General features: G+C 46.2%; 28 protein-coding genes. 19 read left to right on the forward strand and 9 right to left on the reverse strand.

Going from position 1 to position 24776, the window contains the following annotated elements; all coding sequences use genetic code 11:
- Window positions 1-16: 16 nt before the first annotated feature.
- Window positions 17-2926 (reverse strand): RNA polymerase-associated protein RapA, encoded by a 2910-nt coding sequence (gene rapA / locus AACQ79_RS14365; RefSeq protein ID WP_170888811.1) that lies wholly within the window; start codon window positions 2924-2926, stop codon window positions 17-19.
- 434 nt (window positions 2927-3360) lie between these two features.
- Between rapA and AACQ79_RS14370 the strand changes: the two genes are divergently transcribed.
- The 7 genes from AACQ79_RS14370 (at window position 3361) to AACQ79_RS14400 (ending at window position 9802) form a co-directional block, all read left to right on the forward strand.
- Complete coding sequence (locus AACQ79_RS14370; protein WP_094127413.1) at window positions 3361-4737, forward strand: PhoH family protein; 1377 nt, start codon at window positions 3361-3363, stop codon at window positions 4735-4737.
- Between the two features lie 117 nt (window positions 4738-4854).
- Window positions 4855-5859 carry an ornithine carbamoyltransferase gene (gene argF / locus AACQ79_RS14375; protein WP_013855990.1) on the forward strand — a complete coding sequence of 335 codons (1005 nt, stop codon included), beginning with the start codon at window positions 4855-4857 and terminating at the stop codon, window positions 5857-5859.
- Window positions 5860-6195: 336 nt separating this feature from the next.
- Window positions 6196-7125, forward strand: coding sequence for an aspartate carbamoyltransferase (gene pyrB / locus AACQ79_RS14380; protein ID WP_013855987.1), 930 nt, complete (start codon window positions 6196-6198; stop codon window positions 7123-7125).
- A 16-nt stretch (window positions 7126-7141) separates the two neighbouring features.
- On the forward strand, window positions 7142-7609 hold the full coding sequence (gene pyrI / locus AACQ79_RS14385) for an aspartate carbamoyltransferase regulatory subunit (RefSeq protein ID WP_010318833.1): 468 nt from the start codon (window positions 7142-7144) through the stop codon (window positions 7607-7609).
- A 119-nt stretch (window positions 7610-7728) separates the two neighbouring features.
- Window positions 7729-8118, forward strand: coding sequence for a RidA family protein (locus tag AACQ79_RS14390; RefSeq protein WP_013855986.1), 390 nt, complete (start codon window positions 7729-7731; stop codon window positions 8116-8118).
- 192 nt (window positions 8119-8310) lie between these two features.
- A complete protein-coding gene (locus AACQ79_RS14395; protein WP_013855985.1) occupies window positions 8311-8862 on the forward strand; it encodes a heme NO-binding domain-containing protein in 552 nt (183 codons plus the stop codon).
- Window positions 8855-9802 (forward strand): sensor histidine kinase, encoded by a 948-nt coding sequence (locus AACQ79_RS14400; RefSeq protein WP_170899286.1) that lies wholly within the window; start codon window positions 8855-8857, stop codon window positions 9800-9802. Before AACQ79_RS14395 ends, AACQ79_RS14400 begins: the two co-directional genes overlap by 8 nt.
- 8 nt (window positions 9803-9810) lie before the next feature.
- Here AACQ79_RS14400 and AACQ79_RS14405 read toward each other — a convergent pair whose 3' ends face one another.
- From AACQ79_RS14405 to mlaF, 8 genes are all read right to left on the reverse strand, one after another.
- Window positions 9811-10557 carry a 1-acylglycerol-3-phosphate O-acyltransferase gene (locus tag AACQ79_RS14405; RefSeq protein WP_170899287.1) on the reverse strand — a complete coding sequence of 249 codons (747 nt, stop codon included), beginning with the start codon at window positions 10555-10557 and terminating at the stop codon, window positions 9811-9813.
- 89 nt (window positions 10558-10646) lie between these two features.
- Entirely contained in the window at window positions 10647-11912 is a 1266-nt protein-coding gene (gene murA, locus AACQ79_RS14410) for a UDP-N-acetylglucosamine 1-carboxyvinyltransferase (RefSeq protein ID WP_026029130.1), read from the reverse strand.
- Between the two features lie 9 nt (window positions 11913-11921).
- Complete coding sequence (ibaG, locus tag AACQ79_RS14415) at window positions 11922-12176, reverse strand: BolA family iron metabolism protein IbaG (protein WP_013855981.1); 255 nt, start codon at window positions 12174-12176, stop codon at window positions 11922-11924.
- Between the two features lie 13 nt (window positions 12177-12189).
- Window positions 12190-12498 carry an STAS domain-containing protein gene (locus tag AACQ79_RS14420; protein WP_010318828.1) on the reverse strand — a complete coding sequence of 103 codons (309 nt, stop codon included), beginning with the start codon at window positions 12496-12498 and terminating at the stop codon, window positions 12190-12192.
- The gene (locus AACQ79_RS14425; RefSeq protein WP_373433377.1) at window positions 12495-13088 is read right to left on the reverse strand and encodes an ABC transporter substrate-binding protein; all 594 of its coding nucleotides are present in this window, start codon (window positions 13086-13088) and stop codon (window positions 12495-12497) included. The genes AACQ79_RS14420 and AACQ79_RS14425 overlap by 4 nt, the downstream gene beginning before the upstream one ends.
- Window positions 13089-13153: 65 nt before the next feature.
- Window positions 13154-13645, reverse strand: a complete 492-nt coding sequence (mlaD, locus tag AACQ79_RS14430) for an outer membrane lipid asymmetry maintenance protein MlaD (RefSeq protein WP_010318826.1) — start codon at window positions 13643-13645, stop codon at window positions 13154-13156.
- A 2-nt stretch (window positions 13646-13647) separates the two neighbouring features.
- Complete coding sequence (gene mlaE, locus AACQ79_RS14435; RefSeq protein ID WP_013855979.1) at window positions 13648-14439, reverse strand: lipid asymmetry maintenance ABC transporter permease subunit MlaE; 792 nt, start codon at window positions 14437-14439, stop codon at window positions 13648-13650.
- Window positions 14436-15233, reverse strand: coding sequence for a phospholipid ABC transporter ATP-binding protein MlaF (mlaF, locus tag AACQ79_RS14440; RefSeq protein ID WP_026029128.1), 798 nt, complete (start codon window positions 15231-15233; stop codon window positions 14436-14438). The genes mlaE and mlaF overlap by 4 nt, the downstream gene beginning before the upstream one ends.
- Window positions 15234-15504: 271 nt before the next feature.
- On the opposite strand from mlaF, the gene AACQ79_RS14445 reads away from it, so the two are divergent.
- The 12 genes from AACQ79_RS14445 to mgtE all read left to right on the forward strand — a co-directional run bounded on the left by AACQ79_RS14445 (window position 15505) and on the right by mgtE (window position 24731).
- Entirely contained in the window at window positions 15505-16470 is a 966-nt protein-coding gene (locus AACQ79_RS14445; RefSeq protein WP_170899288.1) for a calcium/sodium antiporter, read from the forward strand.
- 19 nt (window positions 16471-16489) lie between these two features.
- Window positions 16490-17464, forward strand: a complete 975-nt coding sequence (gene kdsD / locus AACQ79_RS14450) for an arabinose-5-phosphate isomerase KdsD (protein WP_170899289.1) — start codon at window positions 16490-16492, stop codon at window positions 17462-17464.
- Window positions 17461-18018, forward strand: coding sequence for a 3-deoxy-manno-octulosonate-8-phosphatase KdsC (gene kdsC, locus AACQ79_RS14455; RefSeq protein WP_170899290.1), 558 nt, complete (start codon window positions 17461-17463; stop codon window positions 18016-18018). The genes kdsD and kdsC overlap by 4 nt, the downstream gene beginning before the upstream one ends.
- Window positions 18015-18578: an LPS export ABC transporter periplasmic protein LptC gene (gene lptC / locus AACQ79_RS14460; RefSeq protein WP_017046456.1), complete on the forward strand. Its 564-nt coding sequence runs from the start codon at window positions 18015-18017 to the stop codon at window positions 18576-18578. The genes kdsC and lptC overlap by 4 nt, the downstream gene beginning before the upstream one ends.
- Entirely contained in the window at window positions 18559-19059 is a 501-nt protein-coding gene (gene lptA / locus AACQ79_RS14465; RefSeq protein WP_017046455.1) for a lipopolysaccharide transport periplasmic protein LptA, read from the forward strand. Before lptC ends, lptA begins: the two co-directional genes overlap by 20 nt.
- A 2-nt stretch (window positions 19060-19061) precedes the next feature.
- Window positions 19062-19787: an LPS export ABC transporter ATP-binding protein gene (lptB, locus tag AACQ79_RS14470; RefSeq protein ID WP_013855971.1), complete on the forward strand. Its 726-nt coding sequence runs from the start codon at window positions 19062-19064 to the stop codon at window positions 19785-19787.
- A 51-nt stretch (window positions 19788-19838) separates the two neighbouring features.
- A complete protein-coding gene (locus tag AACQ79_RS14475) occupies window positions 19839-21299 on the forward strand; it encodes an RNA polymerase factor sigma-54 (RefSeq protein ID WP_013855970.1) in 1461 nt (486 codons plus the stop codon).
- 25 nt (window positions 21300-21324) lie between these two features.
- Window positions 21325-21612, forward strand: a complete 288-nt coding sequence (gene hpf / locus AACQ79_RS14480) for a ribosome hibernation promoting factor (RefSeq protein ID WP_013855969.1) — start codon at window positions 21325-21327, stop codon at window positions 21610-21612.
- 2 nt (window positions 21613-21614) lie between these two features.
- Window positions 21615-22061 carry a PTS IIA-like nitrogen regulatory protein PtsN gene (gene ptsN / locus AACQ79_RS14485; RefSeq protein WP_013855968.1) on the forward strand — a complete coding sequence of 149 codons (447 nt, stop codon included), beginning with the start codon at window positions 21615-21617 and terminating at the stop codon, window positions 22059-22061.
- A gap of 16 nt (window positions 22062-22077) precedes the next feature.
- Window positions 22078-22935, forward strand: a complete 858-nt coding sequence (gene rapZ / locus AACQ79_RS14490) for an RNase adapter RapZ (protein ID WP_010318814.1) — start codon at window positions 22078-22080, stop codon at window positions 22933-22935.
- Between the two features lie 10 nt (window positions 22936-22945).
- Window positions 22946-23224, forward strand: a complete 279-nt coding sequence (locus AACQ79_RS14495) for an HPr family phosphocarrier protein (RefSeq protein ID WP_013855967.1) — start codon at window positions 22946-22948, stop codon at window positions 23222-23224.
- A gap of 151 nt (window positions 23225-23375) precedes the next feature.
- Entirely contained in the window at window positions 23376-24731 is a 1356-nt protein-coding gene (gene mgtE / locus AACQ79_RS14500; protein ID WP_170899291.1) for a magnesium transporter, read from the forward strand.
- Window positions 24732-24776: the final 45 nt, after the last annotated feature.

Consider the following 24776-nt stretch of genomic DNA (forward strand, 5'->3'; position numbering starts at 1 on the left):
GGGCCAAGTAAAGGGATCAGTTATGCGTCACAACGATTAAACGCAACGAATCCAGTTGGAATTGCGCTTTACCGATGTAACCGCTTAACTCGTTAATCTGCTCTTCAATCGCGCTGATCTCTTCATCACGAATGTTCGGGTTGACTGCTTTAAGCGCCAATAAGCGCTCCAGTTCACCGTTTAAGCTCGACTGCATCTCTTTCTGCGCTTGTTCACGAATCACTTCAACACGGCTCACAACTTGGCTTTCACTGGCAGCAATTAAGCTATGCACATCATTTTGTACCGACGTAACGAGCTTGCTGGCCAAATGACGATTCACTGGGCTTAATTGGCGATTGAAGCTTTCAAACTCAACTTGAGCGGAGAGATCATTACCACGCGCATCCATCATCAAACGGATTGGCGTTTGAGGAAGGAAGCGGCTGATACCACTGCGTTTTGGCGCTTGTGCATCCACCACATAGATCAACTCAAGCAGCAAAGTCCCAACAGGCAGAGCTTTATTTTTCAGCAGAGAAACCGCCGATGTTCCCACGCCTTCGCTCATCAGTAGGTCGATCCCGCCTTGAATCATCGGGTGTTCCCAACTGATGAAATTCATATCTTCACGCGATAATGCCGTATCACGATCAAAAGTGATGGTCGCTCCTTCATAGGGCAAACCGGGGTAGCTTGGCACCATCATGTGCTCTGATGGTGTGACCACCAGCGCGTTTTCACCCCGATCATCTTGGTTTAAACCGATCGCATCAAATAAGCTCAAAGCGAAAGTAACCAAGTTAGTATCGCCATCCGTTGATGCTATACTTTCGACGATTTTCAATGCTTTTTCGCCACCGTTTGAATGCATTTCAAGCAGTCGGTCACGCCCTTGTTCAAGCTGAGCCTTCAACGTTTTGTTGAGCGTTGCTGACTGTTCAATGATCTCATCCAACGTATCGATATTTCCCGAAGCCAGCATGTCAATCAGATCATCGGCATATTTATCATACACAGCGCGGCCTGTTGGGCAGGTTTCAGCAAATGCATTCAAGCCTTCATCAAACCAACGCGCCAAAATCGCTTGCGATGTGCCTTTAAGGTACGGCACATGGATATCGATATCACGGTGTTGACCAATACGATCCAAACGGCCAATGCGTTGCTCTAAAAGATCTGGGTTAAACGGCAGATCAAACATCACCAACTGGTTAGCAAATTGGAAGTTACGCCCTTCAGAGCCGATTTCACTACAGATCAATACTTGCGCGCCACCCTCTTCTTGTGCGAAATAAGCGGCGGCTTTATCACGTTCTAAAATCGACATACCTTCATGAAAAACGGTAGCGCGAATGCCTTCACGCTCACGCAGTGCTTGCTCCAGTTGTAACGCGGTGCTAGCGCGAGAAGCGATCACTAAAATCTTTTCGCTGCGTTTTTCTTTCACTTTTTCAAGCAGCCAATTCACGCGAGAATCGAACTGCCACCAGCTTGCATCATCGCCTTCAAACTCTTGGAAAATCTCTTCGGGATAGAGCATTTTCATCGCGCGAGCCTGAGCACTGAGCTTACCGCCGATCATGCCAGCCACACGCATCGAGGTGGTATATTGCGCAGGGATTTCCATCGGCATCAAGTGCACATTACGCACAGGAAACCCTTTAATCGCAGCGCGGGTGTTTCTAAACAGCACGCGGCCTGTGCCATGGCGATCCATCAGATTATCAATCAGCTCTTGGCGAGCAGAGGCTTTGCTCTCTTCATCGGCATCGCTTTCAATAATGCGAAACAGCGGCTCAACATCTTGCTCTGAAAGTAGCTCAGTGATTTGGTTTTTGGCTTCGTTTTGCAACTTCTCACCCGAAAACAAGGCACTGACGGAATCGGCTACGGGCGCATATTGCTCTTCTTCTTCAACGAACGCCTCGTAATCGTAAAAACGATCGGGATCGAGCAAACGCAAACGCGCAAAGTGGCTTTCACGGCCCAATTGCTCCGGCGTTGCCGTTAGCAGCAGTACCGCTGGGGTGTTTTGCGCTAGCCCTTCGACCACTTGGTATTCGCGGCTTGGTTTATCTTGGCTCCATTCTAGATGGTGCGCTTCATCCACCACCAATAGATCCCACTCCGCCTCAAGTGCTTGTTCAAAACGTTGACGGCTTTTACGCAGAAAATCGAGCGAACAAAGCACATATTGCTGAGTATCAAAAGGGTTGTGTGCTTCAGCGAACGCTTCAACACAGCGCTCCTCATCAAAAATGGAGAAATGAAGATTAAAGCGACGCATCATCTCCACCAGCCATTGGTGCTGCAAGGTTTCCGGCACCACAATCAAAATACGTTCCGCGCGGCCAGAAAGCACTTGTTGATGAATGATCATCCCCGCTTCAATGGTTTTACCTAACCCCACTTCATCGGCTAATAACACGCGGGGCGCATGGCGACGGCCAACCTCATGTGCGATATAAAGCTGATGAGGAATCAGGCCCGCGCGCATGCCACATAAACCACGCATTGGGCTTTTGTGTTGTTGATATTGGTTAGTCAGGGCGCGATAACGCAACACAAAATTATCCATGCGATCAATTTGACCTGCGAACAATTTATCTTGCGGTTTGTTGAAACGGATTTGGTGGCTTAAGAAAATTTCACGTAGTGCCACGCCGCTTTCATCGTTGTCTTCGCGCGTACCGAGATAAGTGAGTAGTCCTTGTTCTTCAACAACTTGCTCAACGCGTAGCGACCAGCCTTCTTGGCTTTCAACCACATCACCGCTATTGAACGTCACTCGTGTTACCGGGGCGTCACTGCGTGCATAAACGCGGTTTTCTTCTGATGCAGCAAACATCAAGGTCACAGTACGCGCATCAAGCGCTACCACAGTACCTAAACCAAGATCACTTTCTGTATCGCTTATCCAGCGTTGCCCCAAAGCAAAACTCATGAATCGACTACCTTATTTATTTGGAATGGATTGTATCGATCTGCTACCACGTGAAGGCAACTCCTAATTATGATTGTTGTTGGAGTGTGGTGCAGAAAAAGGTCGCTAATCTTACTTGATGGCGTGATACAGGTCACGTGTAAAGCGAAGGATAACCAAGATTTTTTTCTTCAACTTTTGGTTGACATCAAACTGTAAGAAATCGGTGGCATTTGTAGTAAACAAGGTTGCTATACTTGTTGTAACGATGCTTGCTTTGCCAGTCAAAAGGATGACTCTGGCACGAAGCATGCAGACCAAACAGACAATGAGTATCAACACAGGCTTGCAGTAAGTCATCGAGCAATCGAGTCACTACCGGCATCCATTGATCGATAACCTCTACTTGCTAGCACCTTTTGTTAAGCACGCTGCACAGCAGCAAGGAGACGCTTATGGGCGATACCGATCGGAAACTGTTTGTACTTGATACCAACATCCTGCTTCATGAACCTTTAGCCATTTACTCCTTCCAAGAGCATGATGTGGTCATTCCGATGACCGTTCTTGAAGAACTTGACCGGATCAAAGACAGCAAACGCGATGTTGCACGAGATGCGCGGGTCGCTATTCGTGCTTTAGAGCACTTATTCCACGATGCCACCCCAGACGAAATTACCGAAGGTATTCCATTTTCTAAAGAGGCCAGCAAGACGGGAACTATCTCGATCCTTGCCGACTTTGAGTTGCAAGAAACCGTCAAAGCCTTTGCTGACAAAGCTGGCGACAACCGTATCCTCAACGCTGTACTTTACCTGCAAGCGAAACGAGCGCCACGTTCTGTGGTTCTCATCACCAAAGACATCAACATGCGATTGCGCGCTAAAGGTGCAGGCGTGCGCTATGTTGAAGATTACCGCACTGACCAATTGATTGATGATGTGCAGTACCTGACCAAAGGCTTCCAAGTTCGTGAAGGAAATTTTTGGAACAACGTCGATGAAGTTGAGAGTAGAACCGTCGGCGGAAAAGCCTTCCATACGTTAGATAAAACGCCGTTTGATCCAACCTTTATCAACCAGTATGTCATTGATGAAGAAAGTGATTTTTCGGCACGCGTGCATGAAATCAACGCAGAAAAAATTACGCTGCTTGATATTGGCCGCGAGAGAATGATGCACCGCAAAGCATGGGACATCACCCCAAAAAATATCTACCAAGCGATGGCGCTTGATGCCTTGCTTGATCCAAGCATTGATTTGGTGATTTTAACCGGAGCCGCTGGTAGCGGGAAAACGCTGCTCGCGATGGCCGCCGCTCTTGAACAAACCATTGAGAAGAAGATGTTCGATAAGATTATCGTCACCCGTAACACGCCAGATATCGGAGAATCGATCGGCTTCTTACCCGGAACAGAGGAAGAGAAAATGATGCCGTGGCTGGCGGCGGTTACGGATACATTGGAAGCCTTGCACAAAAACGATCACTGCACCGAAGGTTCACTCAAATACATCTGCGATAAAGCCAATATCCAGTTTAAATCGATCAACTTTATGCGTGGGCGCTCAATCCAAAATGCCTTTGTGCTACTCGATGAGTGTCAAAATTTAACCGCTTCTCAAATCAAAACCATCATCACGCGCTGTGGTGAGGGCACTAAAATTGTCTGTTCTGGTAACTTAGCGCAGATTGACTCCCACTACTTAACCCCGGTGACCTCGGGTTTGACCTACATGGTTGAGCGCTTTAAAAACTTTGAAGGCAGCGCCAACATTCACTTAAACGGCGTCGTTCGCAGCCGCTTGGCCGAATTCGCTGAAGAGAATTTATAGTCACATTAGGCGAGATAATTATTAATATCTCGCCTTTACTTTAAAATAATTATTCACAAATTTAGCATTTATATGCTTTACTAAGGCCATTCATCATTCACCGTTTAGGACTGGGATATGGCTTTCAATTTACGCAACCGCAACTTTCTCAAACTGCTCGATTTCACGCCGAAAGAGATCCAATTTCTGCTCGATCTCTCTGCTGATCTCAAAAAAGCGAAATACGCCGGATCAGAACAGAAAAGATTAGCGGGTAAAAATATTGCGCTGATTTTTGAGAAAGCCTCAACACGGACGCGATGTGCATTTGAAGTGGCCGCGTTTGATCAAGGCGCTCAAGTCTCTTACATCGGGCCATCAGGGTCGCAAATTGGTCATAAAGAGTCGATGAAAGACACCGCTCGCGTACTCGGAAGAATGTACGATGGCATCCAATATCGCGGTTTTGGACAAGAAATTGTCGAAGAGCTTGGCGCACATGCTGGCGTTCCTGTATGGAACGGGCTCACCAACGAGTTCCACCCAACACAGATTTTAGCTGACTTTTTAACCATGATTGAGCATGGCCGTGGTAAGCAGTTACACCAAGTGTCACTGGCTTATCTAGGCGATGCGCGCAATAACATGGGCAATTCCCTGATGGTGGGCGCAGCAAAAATGGGCATGGATATTCGCCTTGTGGCACCCAAACAGTTTTGGCCAGAAGCATCACTCGTCACCACTTGCCAAGAAATTGCCAAGCAGACGGGAGCCAAAATCACGCTCACTGAAAATGTACAAGAAGGCGTGCAAGGATGCGATTTTCTCTATACCGACGTTTGGGTCTCGATGGGCGAATCAGCCGATGCATGGGATGAACGCGTGGCCTTAATGACGCCTTACCAAATCAATATGAATGTGATCAAGCAAACTGGTAATCCACAGGTAAAATTTATGCACTGCTTGCCTGCGTTTCATAACGACGAAACCACCGTAGGTAAAGAGGTGGCGGAAAAATATGGCATGAAAGGGTTGGAAGTCACCGAAGAGGTGTTTGAGTCTGAATATTCGATTGTGTTTGATGAAGCTGAAAACCGAATGCACACCATCAAAGCTGTGATGGTTGCAACTCTCGGCGCTTAAAAAAACAAGGCAACAATGGATCGAAGCCCGATGAGCTTACATGAGTAAGTGATTCGGGTGGGTGAAAGCAGCTAACGCCGCGACAGTACCAATGATGAAGAGGATTATGAGGTAATCGCTTGTGCTCACACAACGAAAGCGTATAATTCCCAGCAATTTGTCTGAGGGGTAGCCATGAAAACGGACGTTGTTATTCACATCTACAACGCAATTCGATTCAATGTAGGTCAGCGTGCTGACTTACTGGGCGCGTTATTTTTCCCCTCTCTTGATTTTTAAAGCCTCCCTATTGGGGGGCTTTTTTATGGCTACTAGAAAATTATAGGGAAGACGACCATGGTGAATTCGCTTTATCAAAAGCACATTATTTCGATTCCGGAGCTCTCTCGTGACGAGCTGGAATTGATTGTGAAAACCGCTGGCCAACTCAAAGCGGAACCAAAACCAGAGCTGATTAAGCACAAAGTGGTGGCAAGCTGCTTTTTTGAGCCGTCGACTCGTACTCGTTTGTCTTTTGAAACCGCTATTCAACGCATCGGCGGCAGCGTGATTGGCTTTGATAATGGTGGCAATACGTCACTGGCGAAAAAAGGCGAAACACTGGCCGATTCAGTACAAGTGATCTCCTCTTATGTGGATGCGTTTGTGATGCGCCATCCCCAAGAAGGCGCAGCACGTTTAGCCTCTGAATTTTCAAACGGCGTTCCTGTGATTAACGCTGGCGACGGCGCTAACCAACACCCAACTCAAACACTGCTCGATTTATTCACCATTGCCGAAACACAAGGCCGTTTAGATAACATTAATATCGCCTTTGTTGGCGACTTGAAATATGGCCGAACCGTCCATTCTTTAACTCAAGCTTTGGCTAAATTTAACCACATTCGCTTCTTCTTTGTTGCGCCGGATGCGCTGGCTATGCCTGACTATATTTGCGAAGAGTTAGATGATGCAGGCATTGAGTACAGCCTGCACACCGATATGGAAAGCGTTATTCCACAGTTAGATATTCTGTATATGACGCGCGTCCAAAAAGAGCGCTTTGATGAATCAGAGTACGCGCACATAAAATCGGCGTATATTTTAACAGCCGCCATGCTTGAAGGTGCGCGCGATAACTTAAAAGTGCTGCATCCGCTTCCGCGCGTGGATGAAATCACCGTTGATGTGGACAAAACGAAGCACGCTTACTTTTTCCAACAAGCAGAAAACGGGGTCTACGCCCGTGAAGCTTTGCTGGCGCTTGTGTTAAACGAAACCCTGTAATAAAGGAGCCCCAACCATGACTAAAGAGACTCAATTGCAGGTTGAAGCCATTAAAAACGGCACGGTTATCGACCACATTCCTGCGCAAATCGGTATTAAAGTATTAAAGTTATTCGATATGCACAATTCTCATCAACGTGTCACGATTGGCTTAAATTTACCCTCTTCCGCGCTGGGCGCAAAAGATCTGCTGAAGATTGAAAATGTGTTCATTAATGAAGCCCAAGCCAATAAATTAGCACTTTATGCACCGCATGCGACTGTCAACCAAATCGAAAACTACCAAGTGGTGAAAAAGCTAGCGTTGACACTGCCTGAGCAGATCAATGATGTTTTTGCCTGCCCAAACAGCAACTGTATTTCCCACAATGAACCGGTCGAAAGCAGCTTTAAGGTTTTCGAAAAGAAAAACGATATTCGTTTGAAATGTAAGTATTGTGAGAAAGTTTACTCACGTGAGATTGTGACCGAACGCGAGTCATAATTAACCCCGTTTAAGTCTATCGATGCCTCACTTTAGTGGGGCATTTTGCACTTTACCTGCCGTTTCTTTAAAGGCAAACTGACGCCTACCCTTCCCATAAAAACAGATGGAACACAATCATGACTAAAGTACTTCATACCGAATCCGCTCCTGCCGCAATTGGCCCTTATGTACAAGGTGTCGATCTTGGCAATATGGTGCTCACTTCAGGGCAAATTCCAGTCAACCCAGTCACCGGCGAAGTGTCAGCAGATATCGCAGTGCAGGCTCGTCAATCTCTCGACAACGTAAAAGCCGTGGTGGAGTCTTCTGGCTTAACGGTTTCTGACATCGTAAAAATGACTGTATTTGTTAAAGATCTGAATGATTTTGGCACGGTGAATGAAGTCTACGGTAAATTTTTTGATGAGCATAACGTGGCAAACTACCCTGCGCGTTCATGCGTAGAAGTCGCTCGCTTACCTAAAGATGTGGGTATTGAAATTGAAGCGATTGCGGTACGTAAGTAAGCATTGCTCATAATCAGCACAGTGTAAGCACCACCAGCATGCCACTCTGACGTGAATGTGCTTTTTCAAACCTCGAACCCCGTTCGAGGTTTTTGTTTAATCCAAAAAAAATCAATTTTTACACCTCATACTTGCTACTTTAGGGTTAGTCACCAACACTTATCGTACTTTTGAACCGTTCGAGGTAGTGAGATGCAAGGGATTATCTATACCGTTCTTTCTGATTTAGTCATCGAAAAATTTGGCGCACTGTTTTGGGATCAAATGCTCGAGGATTTAAAACCTAGCTCTCAAGGCATCTACACCGCTGGAGAGCAATACTCCGATGACGAACTGCTTGCAATGGTGGCTTATTTGAGCGAGCAGAAAAACATCCCCACCGATGATTTAGTCCGGCTTTATGGGCAATACCTATTTTCTCGCCTGTACAACAGCCTTCCTGAAAATTACCCGAATAAAAACAACTTATTAGAGTTTTTGATTTCGGTCGACCAAGTGATCCATAAAGAAGTGAAGCGGCTCTACCCCGATGCCTATTTGCCGCAATTTCAATGTAAAAGCGAGGGCGATCGATTAACCATGTATTACACCTCGAAAAGAAAATTGTGCGCTGCGGCAGAAGGACTCATCATCGGCGCTTCAGAACAATTTGGTGAAGAAGTCGAAATCGAGCAGCCCCAATGCATGCATCATGGTGCTTCATTTTGTGAAATTGTTGTCACCTTTAAGGGCAAACATGAGTGAAATAGAGCAATACCAACGCATTTATGAGCGTGAGCGTCAGGCTCGTTTGCTGGCAGAGCGGTTACTGCAAGAAAAAAGCCGCGAGCTCTACGATAAAATTTTAGAGCTGCAAGAGACTCTGGATCAACTTCATAGCGCGCAAGCACAGCTTGTACAATCAGAAAAAATGGCCTCCGTCGGTCTGCTGGCGGCTGGCGTTGCTCACGAGATCAATAACCCAATCGGTTTTTGTCTGAGTAATTTAAATACGCTGCGTGATTACTCTCACGCCTATATAGGAATTGTCGCTTTGGTAGCACAGCACAAAGCCGAAATTGCTAACACGGATTTCTACCGCAATTATCAAGATTATTATCAACGCCATGATATTGGTTTTGTCGAAAGTGATTTAACTGACATGCTTCAAGAGACTTCGGGTGGATTGCTCCGCGTAAAAGATATTGTCACTAGCCTACAAAGCGTTTCTCACTCCAGTGATGGCCGATTTGTCGAGTGTGAGTTAAATTCGTGTATTGAATCAACACTACACATGGTCTGGAACCAATTTAAATATACGATGGAGGTCGAGCAGCGGTTGGATGAGGCTTTGCCGAAAATCAATGGGATATCAGCAGAGCTACAACAAGTGTTTATGAACCTATTTATTAACGCCTCTCACGCTTGCGAAGCACAAGGAAAGTTAACGATTAGCACAGATTCTGTGGTCGAAAAAGGGAAACGCTGGGTGAGGGTGACAGTGGCAGATAATGGGCATGGCGTGAATCAAGACATCATCAACAAGGTGTTTGATCCTTTCTTCACCACCAAACCTGTCGGCGTAGGGACGGGGTTGGGTTTATCGATTTCATACAGTATTGTTGAAAAGCATGGTGGGAAAATGCAGGTCGAATCTGAAGTGGGACAAGGCACCACCTTCATACTTCTTTTTCCCACCATTTAGTAAAGCAGTTACTGACTGCGTGATGTGACCTGCTTACCATCAAGCATCGCGACCTCTTCATCCAGCTGCGCTAATTTGGCCATCATCTGCTCACGGCATAATGTCGCTAATTCCCGTAAATTTTCTTTTCCATATCCTTCAATACCGATCGGTGGCAGCATCTCAACAATCACATGACCATTGTCCCAACGGTTAAGCTTAATATCATTAGTTGAGCTGCAAACGATGGGGATAATCGGTACACCTGCGCCAATTGCCGCATGAAATGCACCCATTTTAAAGGGCAGCATGCCACGGCCACGCGAGCGAGTACCTTCTGGAAACATCCACACAGACACATCACTGGTTTTTATGCTATCGACAACTTGATCAATGGTGCCTTTGGCTTTGTTGCGATTGGATCTATCAATTAAAATATTCCCTGCTAACCAATACAACTGACCAAACACAGGTGTCCAAACTAAACTTTTTTTCCCTACTGTCACGACTTTCGGCGTTACCGCCGCAGCAACAGTACACAGATCCCAGTTATTTTGATGATTCGCAATGTAGATGTGCTGGCCACGTTGATAAGCATCTTCTGGGATACGCAGTTCTAATTTAATACCCATCAATTTTGACATACGGGCGAATAAACGCCCAAACGTAAATACATGTTTTGGATTGCGTGGGCTAAATAAGCAGTAACCACATCCAAAAACAAACATCACAATGGCAAACAGTGCGACTGCCAATAGACGCAAAAGAGCAATCATTTCAGTTCTCCATGGAACAAAGATAAAAAACGAGCAAGGATAAAAAAGCCGAAACCCAGAGATTTCGGCTCCATTGCATGAGCGAGAGTTTAACTGCTGACTTGAATGCGCTCAATATTAGCGCCAAGAGCCGACAGTTTATCTTCAATTCTTTCGTAACCGCGATCGATATGGTAGATGCGATCGACGATGGTTTCACCTTTTGCGATACAACCGGCAATCACTAGGCTGGCTGAGGCACGTAGATCGGTCGCCATCACCTGCGCGCCACTCAACGATTCCACATCACCACAAATCACGGTATTCCCTTCAATCTCCGCTTTTGCTCCCATACGCATCAGTTCAGGAACGTGCATAAAACGGTTTTCAAAGATGGTTTCAGTGATCTTGCCACCACCTTTTGCCATCATATTGAGTAGGGTAAATTGTGCTTGCATATCGGTTGGAAAGCCAGGATGAGGCGCAGTGCGAATCGAAACCGCTTTAAGCTCTTTTCCGGTCATATCAAGGCTTATCCAGCCCTCGCCTGTTTCAATCTCAGCGCCCGCTTCTTCCAGTTTTGCTAACACGGCCTCTAACAAATGCGAGTGAGTGTTGTGGCAAACAATTTTCCCGCGAGAAACAGCCGCCGCGACTAAAAACGTGCCCGTTTCAATGCGATCAGCCACAACAGCGTGTTTACCACCACCTAAACGTTCAACACCTTCAATGGTAATGGTATCGGTGCCTGCACCGGACACTTTTGCACCCAGCTTATTCAAAAACAGTGCGGTATCGACAATTTCAGGCTCACGCGCAGCGTTGTCGAGCACGGTTGTGCCTTCGGCAAGGGTTGCGGCGCACATAATGGTAATGGTGGCACCCACGCTCACTTTATCCATGACGATGTGTGCACCTTGTAGACGACCTTCGACACTGGCTTTCACGTAGCCATCTTCTAAGGTGATGGTGGCACCAAGCTGCTCTAAACCGTGAATATGCAGATCGACAGGACGAGCGCCAATGGCACAGCCTCCAGGTAGCGAAACTTGGCCATAACCAAAACGAGCCACTAATGGACCGAGAGCCCAAATAGAAGCACGCATCGTTTTGACTAAATCATACGGCGCGCAATATTCATCAATTTGACTAGGGTCGACATGAACTGAGCCATTACGTTCGACTTTAGCGCCTAAACGTTTGAGCAGTTCCATTGTGGTATCAATATCACGAAGGTGTGGCACATTGGCCACTTCTACTGGCTCAGAGGCCAAAATAGACGCAAATAAAATAGGCAGTGCAGCGTTTTTGGCACCTGAAATGGTCACTTCACCTTGAAGAGGTTGTGTTGACCCAATAACTCGAAACTTTTCCATCAATAAACCTTACAGCGACATCAACTTTTTATCACGAGCCCACTCTGTTGGTGTGAACGCTTTAATAGAAAGGGCATGAATGTCGTTTCTTTGAATGTACTCCATCAGTGGAGCATAAATAAGTTGTTGTTTTTTAACGCGACTCATCCCTGCAAAACAAGCATCAACAGCGATAACTTCATAGTGGCTACCTTCACCTTTGACGTGGATCTCTTCAAGGTTTAGTGCTTGTTCTAATAACTGTTGTACTTTTGCGCTATCCACAATGTTCCCCTGCTTAATTCTTTATATGTTGAGCCATTAAACGATCAATGTTGCTCAATTGGAATAGTGTGCGCAGTTGCTCTGGCACGAAACTGAGCATTATATGACAGTTTCGTTTTTTTGCATGCTCTATTAGGTGGATTAACATCACCATTCCGGCAGAGTCTATGCGTTCAACGTTTTTCAGTTCAATCTCAAACTGTGTACTCACCGGGTTCCATTTTTGGATAAACGCCCATAAATCAGGCACATGCTCTCTGTCTAATGCGCCCGACAAAGCCGCAATCGGCATATCAGTTTGATGCCACTGCGGATGAATCATTGCGCTTTACCTTCAAAACGGATCGGCTGATCCGCCAATTGTTGCAGTTCATTGGCAACCGCTAAGATGCCATCTTGGCGAATTTTACCGCTCCATTCAGATTGCTTACTGGAGAGCAAACTCACTCCTTCTGCAATCATATCAAAGACTTGCCATTCGCCATTCTTCTCTTTGCGCAATTTAAACTCAAGTTTGATGTTCGGTCGTGGCGTATCAATAATATCCACCTTCACGCTGGTAATGCGTTTATCATCCGACACCGCCTGTTCAGGCTCGAACTCAATAATTTGGTTACTGTACTGAGTCAATACTTGCGCATATGCACTGACAAGATAGGCACGAAATGCGGTGATGAAAGTGGCGACATCTTCACGCTTGGCCCCTTTTAAGTTTGGGCCCAATAACTTCAGTGCCGCATACTGCTCATTGACGTAAGGCATCAGCTCCTGTTCCACGATTTCTTTCAAATATTCAGGATGGTGGTGAATCGCTTCTTGTTCTGCTTTCAAACGAGTAAATGCCGTTTCAGACACCTGCTTCATCATGGTATAGGGCTGGGTTTTATCCACATTGGCCGCTTGCACAGACATAGCGGCAAAGAGGGTAAATACAAAAATCAACATCCGTTTAAACACTGTTTTTATAAACACTGTTGTCACTCCTTACCTTTTTCTTGTGAGCCACCACCGACGCTATACAGCACTTGGCCAATCAAATCTTCTAATACGAGGGCGGATTTTGTGTCTTCAATTAAGTCGCCCTCTTTTAACATCTGTTCATCTTCAAAGACAAACCCGGGCACAAGCCCAATGTACTGCTCACCAATCAATCCAGAAGTTAGAATTTGCACACTCGACGTTTCTGGAAATTGATCATATTGACTGTTAATAGCCATAGTAACCACAGGCAGCAAGCTCTCTCTATCGAGTTTAATCTCGGCCACTCGCCCAACGACTACACCGCCCACTTTGACTGGCGAGCGCACTTTTAAACTACCGATATTGTCAAATTCTGCTTTCAATTGGTAAGTATGGTTGGAACCCAACCCTTTTACGTCAGCGACCTGAAAAATCATCACCAGAATTGCGCAAATTCCAGCAAGGACAAAGCTACCGACCCAAAGTTCTATTTTTCGTGTTTGCTGCATGATTAATTCCCAAACATCAATGCGGTGAGTACAAAGTCTAGCCCTAATACAGCTAAAGACGAATGCACTACGGTTCTTGTGGTGGCACGGCTAATACCTTCCGAGGTTGGAATAGCATCGTAACCGTTAAACAGTGCAATCCAAGTCACTGTGATGGCAAACATCACGCACTTGATCATACTGTTGCCAATATCTTGCCCTAGCTCTACCGATGACTGCATCGCAGACCAAAAACTGCCGTGATCAATCCCTTTCCAATCCACGCCAACAAGCTGGCCTCCCCAAATTCCGACCGCCATAAAAATCATCGCTAGCAACGGCATTGATATTAGCCCAGCCCAAAAGCGAGGAGCGATAATACGTTTGAGCGGATCAACCGCCATCATCTCTAAACTGGAAAGCTGCTCGGTGGCTTTCATCAGGCCGATCTCAGCGGTAAGTGCAGAACCAGCACGCCCAGCAAACAGCAGCGCAGTCACCACGGGCCCAAGTTCACGCAATAAAGAGAGCGCAACCATCTGCCCAAGGCTACCTTCCGCGCCGTAATCGACCAAAATCACATAGCCTTGCAGGCTCAACACCATGCCAATGAACAAGCCAGAAACGACAATAATCGCCAGCGACTGAACACCAACACTGTAGAGCTGCTTCACTAACAATGGAAAATTCTGAATAGGCCGTGGGCGGCTCACTAATGCGCCAAACAGCATCAAGCTAGCTTTGCCAAAGGCTTGGCAAAATTCGAGCGTACGGCGACCGAGCCCTTCAATCCAGTCAGTCAATGTAGACATCATGAGAATAAATCCTTTTCTAGGCTTTGCGCTGGAAAGCGAAATGGTACTGGGCCATCAGCCTCGCCTTGTAAAAATTGTTGTACGCGAGGATCGCTATTTTGATAAAGATCGTTTGGCGTTCCTTTGGCAATCACTTTGCCGTCAGCCAGCAAATAAACCCAATCGGCAATGCTCATCACTTCAGGAACATCATGAGAGACCACTATCGAGGTCACCCCCAAAGCTTGATTCAAATTGCGGATCAATTCCACCAGCACGCCCATGGTGATCGGGTCTTGCCCCACAAACGGCTCATCATACATGATCAGTTCCGGATCCAGCGCAATCGCGCGCGCTAATGCAGCCCTTCTTGCCATACCACCGGATAATTCGCTCGGCATGAGCAAAGCGGCACCGCGCAGACCAACCGCTTCTAATTTTAATAAAACTAATGTCTTAATCAGCGATTCATCTAATTGAGTGTGTTCACGTAAAGGGAAAGCCACATTATCGAACACATTTAAATCGGTGAATAACGCGCCCGACTGAAACAACATGCTCATTTTTTTACGAGCTTGATACAGCTTTTTGCGACTGAGCATCGGGATGTTTTGTTTGTCGAACCAAATCTCACCTTGTTCAGGAAACAGTTGTCCGCCAATAAGACGTAGCAAAGTGGTTTTACCAATACCCGATGGCCCCATAATGGCGGTAATTTTTCCTTGCGGAACGCTGAGACTCACGTCATCGAAAATCTTCCGTCCTGAACGGGAGAAGGTTAAATTCTTGATTGTGACAAGATCGTTGATTGGCATCATGAGTGTTTCACTATTGTTGTCCGCCCCAAAATGATGGGCAATCATAAGCATAACGTTCTAAAATTAAAAGCACTGTTCAATTACATCCTAAAGTAAAGCATCATCTTTCGCCAAAACAATCTTCCGGTCATTTATTGATGGATAGCTAACTAAACCATGAATTGAACGTAATTAATTGGATCTTCAGCTTCCCTTTTCGCAACCAACACGTCAAAATTAGCGGTTAATTGCATCATTTTTTCACTCATTTCATTAATTAGGTATCATCATGATCGAAGCGGTAGCGTTTCTCATTGTAGGTTTGGTGTTTTTAGTCTGGAGCGCTGACAAGTTAGTCTTTGGTTCTGCCGCGCTTGCTCGCAACTTCGGCATCTCGCCATTAGTGATCGGCATGACTATTTTAGCAATGGGATCGTCAGCACCAGAGATGATGGTATCGGCAACGGCCGCTTTGGATGGAAAAACCGATACTGCCGTCGGTAACGTACTCGGTTCTAACATCGCTAATATTGCTTTGATCTTGGGTATTACGGCTCTAATCAAACCGCTGTCAGTTAGTTCTGCGGTGCTCCGCCGTGAACTGCCGCTGATGATTGCGGTCACATTACTTGCGGGTGCGTTATTGTGGGATAACCACTTAGGATTCTATGAAGGTGTGTTGCTGTTTGCACTTTTCGCCGTGTTTATCATCGCGATGCTACGCATTAGCCGTAACGAACAAAAAAATGGTGACGCGCTACTTGCCGAGCAGGAATCTGAAATACCGCAAGGCGTGAGCAACGCAAAAGCGGCTATTTGGGTAGTAATTGGGCTTATCATTCTGCCGATTGCTGCCAGCGTGTTAGTCGATAACGCCGTCATAATCGCTAAGTTTTTTGGCATGAGCGACTTGGTCATTGGCCTGACGATCATCGCTGTTGGAACCAGCTTGCCAGAATTGGCCGCCTCACTCACAAGTGTGTTGAAAGGCGAAGATGATATGGCTGTGGGCAACATTATTGGCTCGAACGTATTCAATATTCTTGCCGTGATGGGCTTACCCGGCATTCTTAATCCATCGATACTCAGTGAGCATGCGATGGGACGCGATTTTTGGGTGATGCTTGGCGTATCTCTGCTACTCGTTGCCATGGCTTTAGGGAAATCGCGTAGTATTAACCGTATTGAGGGAGGCGTGCTCTTCCTCACTTTTATCGGATACCAAGCTTATCTACTTATGAATATGACCGCTTAACCCAAATTCGGAGTATCGAATGTCGAATCAGTTTGATTATCGCAGTGTTGCACAGCAAGTTCTCGCCACCGAAATGGCGGCTTTACAGCAGCTAGAGCAATACTTTGACGACTCATTTTGCCAAGCGTGTGAAATGATCATTGCCAATGATCACGGCAAAGTGGTGGTGATGGGTATGGGTAAATCAGGCCATATCGGTAAAAAAATTGCCGCGACCTTAGCCAGTACTGGCACTTCGGCATTTTTCGTACATCCAGGAGAAGCAGCGCACGGTGATCTTGGTATGATCGAGCGTGGCGACATCGTAATTGCTATTTCAAACTCTGGCGAATCCTCGGAAATTTTATCACTGTTTACTGTGCTAAAACGGCTCAATATTCGCATCATCAGCATGACAGGCAACCCGTCATCGAATATGGCAAAGTTGGCCGATCTTCATTTGCAAATCACTGTCCCACAAGAGGCATGCCCGCTTGGCCTTGCGCCAACCTCCAGCACCACCGCAACGCTAGTGATGGGCGATGCGTTAGCCGTCGCACTCTTGCAAGCACGCGGCTTTACCGCTGAAGATTTTGCGCTGTCTCATCCCGGTGGGGCTTTAGGGCGAAAATTGTTGCTCAAGCTCTCTGATATCATGCACATTGGCGATGCATTACCAACAGTGCAACCAAATGCATTGATCCGCGATGCCTTACTTGAGATCAGTCAAAAAGGCTTGGGGATGACCGCGGTAGTTGACAGCAACATGCAGCTTATTGGCATCTTTACTGATGGCGATTTACGCCGCATCTTAGACAAACGAATCGATATTCACAGCGCAGCAATCAGCGAGGTGATGACGCAAAACCCAACGGTAGCAACCCCTAACATGCTCGCGGTCGAAGGGTTAAACCTAATGCAAGATAAACGAATCAATGGCTTGATGCTGTGCGAAAGTGGCACATTGGTCGGTGCATTAAACATGCACGATTTGCTCAAAGCAGGAGTGATGTGATGACCATGATTGATACACTCTACGGCCCGGTCTCACTGCCTATTCTCGACATAGCTAAGCAGATAAAACTGCTGATCTGCGATGTGGATGGCGTCTTCTCTGATGGCTTAGTTTATATGGGCAATCAAGGCGAAGAGCTAAAAACCTTCCACACTCGAGATGGCTACGGCATAAAATCATTGATGAATGCTGGCATTGAAGTGGCGATCATCACAGGTAGGCAGTCAAAAATTGTCGAAAACCGTATGGCCGTATTAGGCATTACACTGGTTTATCAAGGTCAGGATGACAAGGTCAAAGCCTATAACGACATTTGTCGCCAGCTCAATATTGCCCCAGAGCACACAGGGTATATCGGTGATGACTTGATTGATTGGCCGGTAATGGAAAAAGTCGCGCTGAAAGTCTGTGTCACGGATGGTCACCCGCTATTAGTTAAACGCGCAAACTACGTGACCCATATAAAAGGTGGGCATGGCGCTGTACGCGAAGTGTGTGATTTGATTTTGCAAGCTCGCGGTGAGTTAGATGTGCACAAAGGCTTAAGTGTATGAGTTTATCTCGTGTCCTCTATGTGATACTGATTTTTATCGCATCGTGGTCAGCCTATTACTTGTTCGATAAAGAACAAAATACCGATATACAAGTTGCTCCGAACTTGGAGTTACCGTCGTTTAGTGGAAAAAATCTCGACAACACCACCTATAACGAGCAAGGTATCCGCAGCTACATCATTCAATCGACGCATCTGGATCATTACGCAAAAAGTGGCGACACCATTTTCGAGTACCCGATACTCAAAGTCTTCCGTGATGGTATTTTGCAAGAGTGGGAGATTACCGCTAAACGCGGCGTACTCGATGAAGAGCAAGTTCTGACACTGTATGACGACGTACTGGCAAAAAACCTATTAGCAGATTCTAGTTTTGATACGCTTTCAACCATTAAGATGAGCATTCAACTCAATAATCGCGATTTTTGGGCCGATAATCAGGTCGATTTGGTTGGGCCACAATTCGAAACACAAGGACAAGCGATGAAAGGCAACTTTGCCGACAATACCGCTATTCTTTATAACCATGTACAAGGTAGATATGAAACTCTCACACCTTAGTCTTATTGCTTGTTTAGCGATTTCTGGTCACGTATCCGCGTTGTCTACCGACAGTGCTCAGCAGATTTATCTGAATGCAGACAGCCAACTGCTTGACATGAAAAGCAACCAAATGACACTCCTTGGTAATGTCAATCTCAAACAAGGCAGTATCAATATCAACGCCGACAAAGTGATTGTAACCCGTGATGCGAAAGATGGCTCCATTCAAGAAATTGAAGGATATGGCAACCTCGCCACTTTTTCGCAATTAACCGACGATGGCAAAACCTTGTATGGTGAGGCGAAAGAGCTCTATTACAAATTGGCCGATGATCAGTTGACGATGATCGATCAAGCCATGTTGTCACAAGATGATAGCATCATCCGTGGTACGAAAATTCGCTACAAAATTTCGTCACAGAAGCTGATGGCTGATGGTAACTCTAACGAGCGAGTATCGACCGTGCTTCAACCGCAAGCCACTACGACACAAGAATAATTATGGCCATACTTAAAGCAGAACATTTAGCGAAAAGCTATAAAAAACGCAAAGTCGTCTCTGACGTCAGCTTGCAAGTAGAATCGGGGCAGATTGTTGGCTTACTCGGCCCTAACGGCGCAGGAAAAACCACATCGTTTTACATGATCGTCGGCCTTGTCGCTCGTGATGAAGGTAAGATCAGCATTGATGATCACGACATCAGCATTTTACCTATGCACAGTCGCTCACGCTTAGGGATCGGCTACTTACCTCAAGAAGCGTCTATTTTTCGAAAATTATCGGTCGAAGATAACATCATGGCGGTACTTGAAACCCGTGAATCGATGACCCGTGAAGAGCGCCAAGATAAACTCGAAGATCTACTAGAAGAATTTCACATTCAACATATCCGCCATAGTGCGGGGATGGCGCTATCGGGTGGTGAACGTCGCCGAGTTGAAATTGCCCGCGCTCTTGCCGCAAACCCACAATTTATTTTGCTTGATGAACCCTTTGCAGGGGTCGACCCCATTTCCGTTATCGACATTAAAAAGATCATCCAACACCTGCGAGATCGTGGCTTAGGCGTTTTAATCACAGACCACAACGTTCGAGAAACATTGGACGTCTGTGAAAAAGCCTATATTGTAAGCCAGGGTCGTTTGATCGCAGAAGGTACACCACATGACGTGCTCAATAATGAAGAGGTAAAACAAGTTTATCTCGGTGAACAATTCCGTCTATGATTAAGTAGAGAGTGACATCAATTCTAAAAATAATAAGGTAACTGGCACTGAATGAAACCCTCATTACAACTGAAGCTCGGCCAACAATTAGCGATGACACCGCAGTTACAACAAGCCATTCGTTTGTTGCAACTCTCCACATTGGAACTCCAGCAAGAGATCCAAGAGGCTCTAGAGTCTAATCCATTATTGGATGTTGAAGAGGCCTATGAAGAGAATGCCACCGCCGATGTTCATAGCATCAATGAGGAAAAAGAAGCCAGTGCTGAGGTGTTAGATATTGAGCCACAAGACAGCTCTGACTTAATTGAAAAATCCGAAATCAGCAGCGAGCTTGAGATCGACACCACATGGGATGATGTCTACAGCGCGAACACAGGCAGCACAGGGATCGCCCTTGATGATGACATGCCCGTGTACCAAGGTGAAACAACGCAAACCCTGCAAGATTATCTACTGTGGCAATTAGATCTCACACCGTTTAGCGACACCGACCGCAGCATTGCTCTTGCCTTGATTGACGCCATCGATGACTACGGTTATCTCACCGTTTCTTTGGATGATATTTTAGAAAGCTTTGCCGATGAAAATATCGAGCTTGATGAAATTGAAGCCGTTCGTAAACGTGTTCAGCAGTTTGATCCCCTCGGTGTGGCTTCAGTCAACCTTCAAGACTGCCTGCTTTTACAATTAGCGACCTACCCTGCCAGTACCCCTTGGTTAGAAGAAGCTAAACAGCTACTGATCCAACACATTGATCTGCTCGGCAATCGTGACTACAAGTTGATCATCAAAGAAACCAAGTTAAAAGAAGAAGATCTGCGAGAGGTATTGCAGCTCATTCAACAACTTGACCCAAGACCGGGAAATAATATTTCAACCGAGCACGCCGAATACGTTGTGCCTGACGTGTCTGTTTACAAAGATCACGGTAAATGGGTGGTAACAATAAACCCAGATAGCGTACCAAAACTTAAGATAAATCAACAATATGCAGCATTAGGCAAAGGTAACAGTGCCGATAGCAACTACATTCGCAGCAATTTGCAAGAAGCAAAATGGCTAATTAAGAGTTTAGAAAGTAGAAACGAGACACTGCTCAAAGTTGCCAAGTGTATTGTTGAACATCAACGTGATTTCTTTGAGTATGGTGAAGAGGCGATGAAGCCAATGGTACTCAATGACGTTGCTTTAGCGGTAGAAATGCATGAATCCACCATATCAAGGGTGACAACGCAGAAGTACATGCATACTCCGCGTGGTATTTTCGAATTGAAATACTTCTTCTCCAGCCATGTCAGTACCGACAGCGGGGGAGAGTGTTCATCGACTGCAATACGAGCACTGATTAAAAAACTGGTGGCCGCTGAAAATACAGCCAAACCATTAAGTGACAGTAAAATTGCAGATCTACTGGCTGACCAAGGGATTCAGGTAGCTAGACGGACGATAGCTAAATACCGTGAATCGTTGGGCATTGCTCCATCGAGTCAGCGCAAACGCCTACTGTAAGGCACAAAATAGAGAAGGAAAGTCTATGCAAATCAACATTAATGCCCATCACATTGATCTGACCGATTCAATGCAAGACTATGTAAACTCGAAGTTTCAAAAACTTGAGCGATTTTTTGACCATATCAATAACGTACAGGTTGTTTTACGTGTTGAAAAAGTACAACAGATCGCTGAAGCTACGCTCCACATAAATCAAGGTGATATCCACGCCGTAGCCGACAATGAAAATATGTATGCTGCCATTGATAGTTTAGTGGATAAACTCGTAAGACAACTCAACAAGCATAAAGAAAAGCTAAGTAGTCATTAATCATGCAATTAAGCGAAGTACTCTCATTGGACTGCACGAAAAGTGCGGTCCAATGCACCAGTAAAAAAAGAGCCCTAGAAATCATTAGCGAAATCGCTGCTGAGTATTCAGGTCAAAATTCCACCGAGCTGTTTGAATGCATGCTCAGCCGAGAAAAAATGGGCAGTACTGGTATTGGTAATGGCATCGCCATTCCTCATGCAAGAATGACCAACAGTGATCGTGCCATTGCCGTTTTGCTGCAGTGTGAAGAACCGATTGAGTTTGATGCTATTGATAATCGACCTGTCGATCTACTGTTTGCGTTGCTCGTTCCTGAAGAGCAGTGCAAAGAGCATTTAAAAACGCTCGCTTGTATGGCCGAGCGCCTCAATGACAAACAAGTTTTAAAACAGCTTCGAAGTGCACAAAGCGATCAAGAGCTGTACGACATCATGACTAACCAATAACCACCGAGCCGAAACTATGCGTTTAATCGTTGTGAGTGGTCAATCAGGCGCAGGGAAAAGCGTTGCTTTACGAGTACTGGAGGATCTCGGCTACTATTGTGTCGATAACCTTCCCGTCAACTTGTTGGATGCGTTTATTCAATCAGTCCAAGGCAGCAAACAAAATGTCGCGGTGAGTATTGATATCCGTAACTTGCCCCAGGAGCCTAGTTTGGTTGCGGATGTTTTAGAGCAGCTAAAACAGAATAACGACGTTAGTGTGCTGTTTCTCGATGCCAGTAAAGAGACACTACTCAAGCGCTACAGCGAAACGCGTCGTATCCATCCTCTCTCATTAAACGCCGATAAACCTTCACTTGCGCAAGCGATTGAATTGGAAAAGTCGCTGCTTGCGCCGCTCAAAGAGCAAGCCGATTTAGTGCTCGATAGCAGTAATCAATCGTTGCATGAGTTGAGCGAAACCGTACGCATGCGAATTGAAGGACGTGAGCGCAAAGATCTGGTGATGGTCTTTCAGTCTTTTGGCTTCAAATATGGACTACCCAGCGATGCAGACTACGTGTTTGATGTGCGTTTTTTACCCAACCCACACTGGGAACCCGATCTTCGCCCATTAACTGGCCTGGATGCACCAATTAAGTCGTTTCTTGAACGCCATAGTGAAGTAATTGAACTTAAACAACAAATTCAAAAGTTTGTTGAATACTGGCTGCCGATGCTCGAAAAAAACAACCGCAGTTATCTCACAATTGCGATTGGTTGCACCGGTGGTAAGCACCGCTCCGTTTACCTGACTCAACAGCTTGGCGAGTACTTTGCTCAATTGGGTCACCAAGTACAGATACGCCATACATCATTAGAAAAACAGCAATAGGAGCGATGGTATGCCACTATTAAGTAAAACGGTTTTAATCCAAAATCGCTTGGGCCTTCATGCTCGTGCAGCCGTTAAGCTGGTTGAACTGTCGCAATCTTTTGATGCGGTGGTCACCATTCAAAGTGAAGAAGGAAAAGAAGCCACTGCAGACAGTGTGATGGGTTTATTGATGCTCGAATCCGCACAAGGTCAATACATCACCATCAATGCTGAAGGCTCACAAGCAGAGCCTGCTTTGCAAGCGGTTAGTTCGCTGATTGAACATAAATTTGATGAAGACGAGTAAGCACAAGGCTTACACTCCACTCTCCCACAGACAGCGCATGCGCGCCCCTGATAGTCAAAATAAATTCAGTGCTTAATAAGAACTTATTAAATAAGGCCTAGAATTAAGTTACTATTCAATACATTGTAAGAATCCTAAGTAGGGGGAAACCATGGCCGAGCAAATTGAATTTGATCAAGCTCACCTAACCCTCCAAGAAGTCAGCGAAGCTTTAGAAAATGGTCGTTTTGTCCATGTCCGTCGCCAATTGCAGGACATGGAGCCAGAAGATATTGCTCACCTCTTAGAAGCCTCTCCACGTAAAAGCCGGGAGGTGTTATGGCAACTCACCGACCCAGAAGACTACGGTGAAATCCTTGATGAACTCAACGAAGACGTCAAAGATGCCCTAGTTTCCAAAATGGCACCCGAAAAACTGGCAGAAGCGACCGAAGGCATGGACACCGATGACGTGGCCTATGTACTGCGTAGCTTGCCAGATGACGTGTCACGCGAAGTGCTTTCGCAGATGGACAGCGCTGATCGCCAGCGCGTTGAAACCGCGCTCTCCTATTCAGAGGAAACAGCCGGCGGGATCATGAATACCGACGTGATCACCATTCGTGGTGACGTTGATATTGACGTGGTTTTACGCTATTTACGCATGCGCGGCGATCTGCCCGAAGCAACCGATGCACTTTACGTGATTGACGATGAAAGTAAGCTGATTGGGCATCTCTCACTCACCACCTTGCTGACCACGCAACCGGATATTCCAGTAAGTGAAGTCATGGATGATGCCGATGAGGCGATTTTGGTCACCACCAGCGACTCAGATGTTGCCAGCCTGTTTGAACGTCGCAACTGGGTGTCCGCGCCTGTGGTGGATGAAAACCAACACTTGGTCGGTCGGATCACCATTGATGACGTCGTTGACATCATTCGTGAAGATGCCGAACACTCAATGATGAGTATGGCTGGTATGAACGATGACGAAGATACCTTTGCTCCGGTAGTCAAATCCGCACGTAAACGGACCATCTGGCTTGGGGCAAATGTTTTGGCCGCCCTCGCCGCAGCCTCTGTTTCTAACATGTTTGAAGCAACACTGGATCAAATGGCCGCCATTGCCGTGCTAATGACCATAGTGCCCTCAATGGGTGGTGTCGCAGGTAACCAAACCGTGGCCTTGGTCATTCGTGGTTTAGCATTGGGACATATCGGTGACAGTAACCAACGTGAATTGCTATTCAAAGAAGCGGCGATCGGTTTTTTAAATGGCATCATGTGGGCCACCATCATTGGCGGCATTGTGGTGGCATGGAAAGGCAATTGGATGCTTGGCGGCATCATTTCCACAGCAATGATGGCCAACCTACTCATTGCCGGGATCGCCGGCGTCACCATCCCAATTTTACTGAAAAAAATGAAAATCGACCCGGCTCTTGCTGGCGGAATGGCGTTAACAACCGTCACCGATGTGGTTGGGCTTTCGGTCTTTCTCGGCTTGGCGACCATTTTGATGTAGCCCTATTTTGATGTAACCCTATAGTGATACATACCCAAACCACCC

It is taken from the genome of Vibrio sp. 3-2(1), from assembly GCF_963887575.1.
Taxonomy (GTDB): Bacteria; Pseudomonadota; Gammaproteobacteria; order Enterobacterales; family Vibrionaceae; genus Vibrio; species Vibrio anguillarum.

What these genes read in the sequence shown, in the direction of transcription:
- rapA (WP_170888811.1), bottom strand. Translation starts at nt 2,926, where the DNA reads ATGAGTTTTGCTTTGGGGCAACGCTGGATAAGCGATACAGAAAGTGAT.
- AACQ79_RS14370 (WP_094127413.1), top strand. Translation starts at nt 3,361, where the DNA reads ATGGGCGATACCGATCGGAAACTGTTTGTACTTGATACCAACATCCTG.
- argF (WP_013855990.1), top strand. Translation starts at nt 4,855, where the DNA reads ATGGCTTTCAATTTACGCAACCGCAACTTTCTCAAACTGCTCGATTTC.
- pyrB (WP_013855987.1), top strand. Translation starts at nt 6,196, where the DNA reads ATGGTGAATTCGCTTTATCAAAAGCACATTATTTCGATTCCGGAGCTC.
- pyrI (WP_010318833.1), top strand. Translation starts at nt 7,142, where the DNA reads ATGACTAAAGAGACTCAATTGCAGGTTGAAGCCATTAAAAACGGCACG.
- AACQ79_RS14390 (WP_013855986.1), top strand. Translation starts at nt 7,729, where the DNA reads ATGACTAAAGTACTTCATACCGAATCCGCTCCTGCCGCAATTGGCCCT.
- AACQ79_RS14395 (WP_013855985.1), top strand. Translation starts at nt 8,311, where the DNA reads ATGCAAGGGATTATCTATACCGTTCTTTCTGATTTAGTCATCGAAAAA.
- AACQ79_RS14400 (WP_170899286.1), top strand. Translation starts at nt 8,855, where the DNA reads ATGAGTGAAATAGAGCAATACCAACGCATTTATGAGCGTGAGCGTCAG.
- AACQ79_RS14405 (WP_170899287.1), bottom strand. Translation starts at nt 10,557, where the DNA reads ATGATTGCTCTTTTGCGTCTATTGGCAGTCGCACTGTTTGCCATTGTG.
- murA (WP_026029130.1), bottom strand. Translation starts at nt 11,912, where the DNA reads ATGGAAAAGTTTCGAGTTATTGGGTCAACACAACCTCTTCAAGGTGAA.
- AACQ79_RS14420 (WP_010318828.1), bottom strand. Translation starts at nt 12,498, where the DNA reads ATGATTCATCCGCAGTGGCATCAAACTGATATGCCGATTGCGGCTTTG.
- AACQ79_RS14425 (WP_373433377.1), bottom strand. Translation starts at nt 13,088, where the DNA reads ATGTCTGTGCAAGCGGCCAATGTGGATAAAACCCAGCCCTATACCATG.
- mlaD (WP_010318826.1), bottom strand. Translation starts at nt 13,645, where the DNA reads ATGCAGCAAACACGAAAAATAGAACTTTGGGTCGGTAGCTTTGTCCTT.
- mlaE (WP_013855979.1), bottom strand. Translation starts at nt 14,439, where the DNA reads ATGATGTCTACATTGACTGACTGGATTGAAGGGCTCGGTCGCCGTACG.
- mlaF (WP_026029128.1), bottom strand. Translation starts at nt 15,233, where the DNA reads ATGCCAATCAACGATCTTGTCACAATCAAGAATTTAACCTTCTCCCGT.
- AACQ79_RS14445 (WP_170899288.1), top strand. Translation starts at nt 15,505, where the DNA reads ATGATCGAAGCGGTAGCGTTTCTCATTGTAGGTTTGGTGTTTTTAGTC.
- kdsD (WP_170899289.1), top strand. Translation starts at nt 16,490, where the DNA reads ATGTCGAATCAGTTTGATTATCGCAGTGTTGCACAGCAAGTTCTCGCC.
- lptC (WP_017046456.1), top strand. Translation starts at nt 18,015, where the DNA reads ATGAGTTTATCTCGTGTCCTCTATGTGATACTGATTTTTATCGCATCG.
- lptA (WP_017046455.1), top strand. Translation starts at nt 18,559, where the DNA reads ATGAAACTCTCACACCTTAGTCTTATTGCTTGTTTAGCGATTTCTGGT.
- lptB (WP_013855971.1), top strand. Translation starts at nt 19,062, where the DNA reads ATGGCCATACTTAAAGCAGAACATTTAGCGAAAAGCTATAAAAAACGC.
- AACQ79_RS14475 (WP_013855970.1), top strand. Translation starts at nt 19,839, where the DNA reads ATGAAACCCTCATTACAACTGAAGCTCGGCCAACAATTAGCGATGACA.
- hpf (WP_013855969.1), top strand. Translation starts at nt 21,325, where the DNA reads ATGCAAATCAACATTAATGCCCATCACATTGATCTGACCGATTCAATG.
- ptsN (WP_013855968.1), top strand. Translation starts at nt 21,615, where the DNA reads ATGCAATTAAGCGAAGTACTCTCATTGGACTGCACGAAAAGTGCGGTC.
- rapZ (WP_010318814.1), top strand. Translation starts at nt 22,078, where the DNA reads ATGCGTTTAATCGTTGTGAGTGGTCAATCAGGCGCAGGGAAAAGCGTT.
- AACQ79_RS14495 (WP_013855967.1), top strand. Translation starts at nt 22,946, where the DNA reads ATGCCACTATTAAGTAAAACGGTTTTAATCCAAAATCGCTTGGGCCTT.
- mgtE (WP_170899291.1), top strand. Translation starts at nt 23,376, where the DNA reads ATGGCCGAGCAAATTGAATTTGATCAAGCTCACCTAACCCTCCAAGAA.